General features: G+C 37.5%; 2 protein-coding genes. Both read right to left on the reverse strand.

From position 1 onward, the window contains the following. On the reverse strand, positions 1-3,409 hold a 3,409-nt coding region (locus IM477_RS16345; protein ID WP_287732616.1), incomplete at its 3' end, for a Calx-beta domain-containing protein. 452 nt (positions 3,410-3,861) lie between these two features. After that, positions 3,862-4,225: DUF4351 domain-containing protein (locus IM477_RS16350; RefSeq protein WP_287732618.1), on the reverse strand; the 364-nt coding region annotated here is incomplete at its 5' end.

Here is a 4,225-nt window from a genome sequence, read left to right on the forward strand (position 1 = left end):
CATTACTTAGATAAAGTCGATTAACCCCCATTCCTCTCCAAAAGAAATAGACATCATCTTTGCCATCTCCATTAAAATCACCTACTAAAGAATTATCATGTCCATTAATTGCTCCTGTAACAATGGGATCTAAATATTGAGTAAAACCGCCTTGTCCATTACTTAGATAAAGTCGATTTCTTCCACTACCTCGCCAAATAAAATAAACATCATCTTTGCCATCCCCATTAAAATCATCTACTAAAGTATTATCAGGACTTTCATTGATTGACAATGTATTAATTGAATCTAAATATTGGTTAAAATTACCTTGTCCATTACTTAGATAAAGACGATTTCTTCCGCTACTTCGCCAAGTAAAATAAAGATCATCCTTGCCATCTCCGTTAAAATCACCTACCAAAGCATTATCAGGATTTTCATTAATTGATAATGTGTTAATTGGATTTAGATATTGGTTAAAACTTAGATTAAAAATATATGGAGTATATTCTATTTGATTGGCTAAATCTTGATACTTTTTAATTGCTTTGTCTAAACTATTGCTTGTCTGTAAATAATTAGGGTTATCCTTAAAATTATTTTGTAATAAATTTGCTACGCTAATAACTTCAATTCCTATCTGTTTATATTGATCGATATTCCCAGAAGATAACAGTTCTTTTTTATTTGCTAATTTTTCTTTAACTCCTTGTAAGGTTGCATATTGTTTTTCATACTTAGTTAAATCTGAATAATGCTGACCTAACTTCGCTAAATCCTGATACTCTTGTAACTGCTTTTTAGCCAAAAACAGCGCATCCTCCACAAAATCAACACTATCCGCCAAAGCATCCCGCCGTCTTACCGTTGACTCCCGAATCTGTAACGCCTCATCTAACTGAATCTCATTTAGATAATAATCCCCATAAGGAGTCGCCAAATTCTCATCAATATAACTCGTCAAACTATCAAACGCCTGAGACGTAGCTTGAGAGCCATTCCACACCTTAATCGTTAGATTATGATTATCCTCTAAATTATCCACCCAAACAGTCGTTAAACCCTTCAACTGGTTAGCCAATTGACTGTTTAAACTCACATAACCCTCAATATTATTATTCCCTAAAGCCACCTTAACCGAAGCTTCATGGTCCGCAGAAGTCCCCTTTCTCGTCTCCAACTCCTGCTTAAACTCCAACTCACCCGCTAACACCGTTTTCTGATACTCTTGTACCTCTCCCACAATTTTCTGCTTCTCTAAAATCGCCTTTTCCAACGCCGCAATCTGAGAATTAGACCCATTTCCACTCTTCAAAGCCGTTAAATCAGCCTGAAGCGCACCAATTTTTTGCTTAAGACTATCAACCGTATCCTGCAAAAACTTAGACGAATAATCCTGAGTCTTGAGAAAAGCATAATCCGTCAGCAAATCCCCCAGCGCCTTATCCGCAACTGTCACAGCTTGCTTATTCCCTTCCCAAGCGGTTTTAATATCCACTAAAGCCTGATTCTTCTTCTCTAAATCCTCAACTTGCTTGGGAATAATATTACTCTCAAGTCCCTGTAACTCCTGATTTGAGTCATCAATTTGGAAAATAACAACCGCCAACTCCTGATTATACTTAGTCGTCGCAATTGACAGTGAATTCTGTTGTTGCTCAATCTGAATCAGATAACCATTAATCTCCTTCTGAATCCCATCTTTTATACCCGCATTCGTTTCAGCCTTCAGACGAGCATAAGCATTATCAATATTTTTCTGAATATCCTTCTGTTTTTGCTCAATTTCTGTTTTAGATTGAGTAAAGCTAGAGGTTAAAGCCGTCTTTTTATTTGCTAGATTCTGCAAAATGTCAGTTAAAGACTTCTGCTTACTGAGACTCCCTTCAAAGGTTTCCTTCGCAAAGGAATAATCATCATTAGCTAACCTTAACTGTTCCTCCGTCGTGTCTAATTTAACCTTGGCTTTGTCCAATTCGCTGCTGAGAATTTCATACTGCTTCAACGCTGTGGGAATCGGTAACGTCAACTTCTCCAGTTTTGTCGGTTGAATATCCGTATTATTAAAGACAAAATTATCATTATCAATTATCTTGACAATTGCCGTATTTTGTGTACCAATCGTCACCCCATTAGTCGGATTCGTCAAGGATAGGTTAAGGGTTTCCACCGCTTCAAACTGACTATCTTCCTTAATCGGAATCGTAATAATTTTAGGCGCACTATCCCCATGAGCAAACGTAACCTTAATGGGGGTATTATTATAATCTTCTGCGGTTGCTGTACCATTATTTAACGTAATCGTCGCACTCACTTCTGTATCACTTCCCCCCGTGCGAGTTACTGTTACTTGAGTTATAGTAGTTCCGTTTTCAGTAAGCGTATAAGTCGGCGCATTAAACGCTAATTGACCGGGAATTGGTGTATCATCATTAAGAATAGTTAAAGTCGCCTTATTTTGCGTTCCAATAATTGCGCCACCCGTCACATTAGTAATCGCTAAATTCAGGTTTTCCTCCAGTTCATAAGCCGTATCATTAATCAGAGGAAGATTAACCGTTTTACTGGCTTCTCCTGCTGCAAAATTAACCACAATAGGAGTATTTTTGTAATCATTAACAGATGTAGCCGTACCATCAGTAGGAGTCACGGTGACACTAACCGCACCCTCAAAGTTATTTGTCCGGTTTATCGTAATCGCCTTAACTACCGTTCCATCTTCTTTCACTACATAGTTATTATCGCTAAAAGAAAATGTCCCCGGCTCAATAATATTAGTAACATTAACCGTTAACTGTTTCTCATAAAATTGTCCATCTTGATCAGTTGTTCTGACACGAATACTGTAGCTTGTCTTCGCTTCATAGTCAAAAACACTATTACTTTTTAGCTGATTATTACTGATAGTAAAAAAGCTATTATCCGTATCACCAGCACCAGATACTAAACTATAAATAAACGTATCCCCTGGATCTGGATCAGTGCTGGTAAAATCACCAATTACAGTATTAACGGCTTGATTTTCAGCGATGTTATTATTAGAAAGAGTGATATTAGTTGCAGGTGTGGGAATAGACGTTACTCTTAACGAAACCCCACCGGTATTATCCTCATAAACAGTATCATAAATCCAGAAAGTGACATTTCCCGCGTTCTTCAAAACAAAAGTAGTATTTTTCGCATTAGCCAGTGCTAAGGTATCATTTCCCCAGTTTTCTGATAACCGTCCTGTAGAGAAAGAAAATTCACTACTATCAATCTGATATTGATTTGACCAATAAGGGTAATAATTATATCGATAATTCCAAGCGTTGTATTGACCGCCTTGAGCAATCCCAATATATTCAACCTTATAATCGCCTGCTGGCAAAAATTCAGTAACACTACGTCCCCAACGAGCTTCAATATTAATAATTTTAGTAAGCATGATTTATCACTCCAGAAAAAGTGAAAATATTTTATTAATTGAGGTTAAGTTAACTAACCGATATTGTCAATAGCCAATTTAAACTGACTTAAAGGCTGGTTTCCCTTCAGGCGCTCCCAGGGGTCTTGTGGCGATCGCATTCAAGTAAAATTTTGAGCGATCGCTTTTGCAACTTCGGGTTTAGCCAGTCGTTGCTGATCTATAGTTCACCAAGCTTCTGCTTGTTGCCTATATTATATACGGAAAGCTTATCTCTGAATTACTTCCTCACCATGAAAATTTTAGCGGGTGATGGCGAGGGGAATAATTTCCGCGTTAACCTTTCTCTTTCCACTAAAAACCCCACAGAAAAGGGGTTTCTCCGAGACACCCGTTTTCTGTGGTTCTCAATTACTCCCTGATAATGACAATTTTAGCGGGTTGTTGCGAAGATGCGATCGCTAACGTCAAAGCTAGGCAGTTAAAGTATTTAACCAATTGATTAAATCTTCAACTGTAGAGAAATCGAATAAAGCTTCTCCTAATACTTCGACATTATCAATACTTAACTCCATAATTTGAGTTTCTAATGAAGGATTAATCTCCCCTAACTTGCGTTTAATTTGACGAAGAATCAATGTCTTTTCGCGTTCGATACCTTGTTCGATACCTTGTTCGATACCTTGTTCAATACCTTGTTCAATACCTAGTTCAATACCTTGACGCATCCAACTGGTAGTAATTTGCATAACTCCCTCCTGGACGGGTTGACTAAATGTTCTAATCTCTTCTTGAAATTGTATCTCTTCGACCGGATTTAGATTGAGATATGTATCG

Origin of the sequence: Microcystis sp. M090S1, from assembly GCF_020246295.1 — a bacterium.
GTDB lineage: Bacteria > Cyanobacteriota > Cyanobacteriia > Cyanobacteriales > Microcystaceae > Microcystis > Microcystis aeruginosa.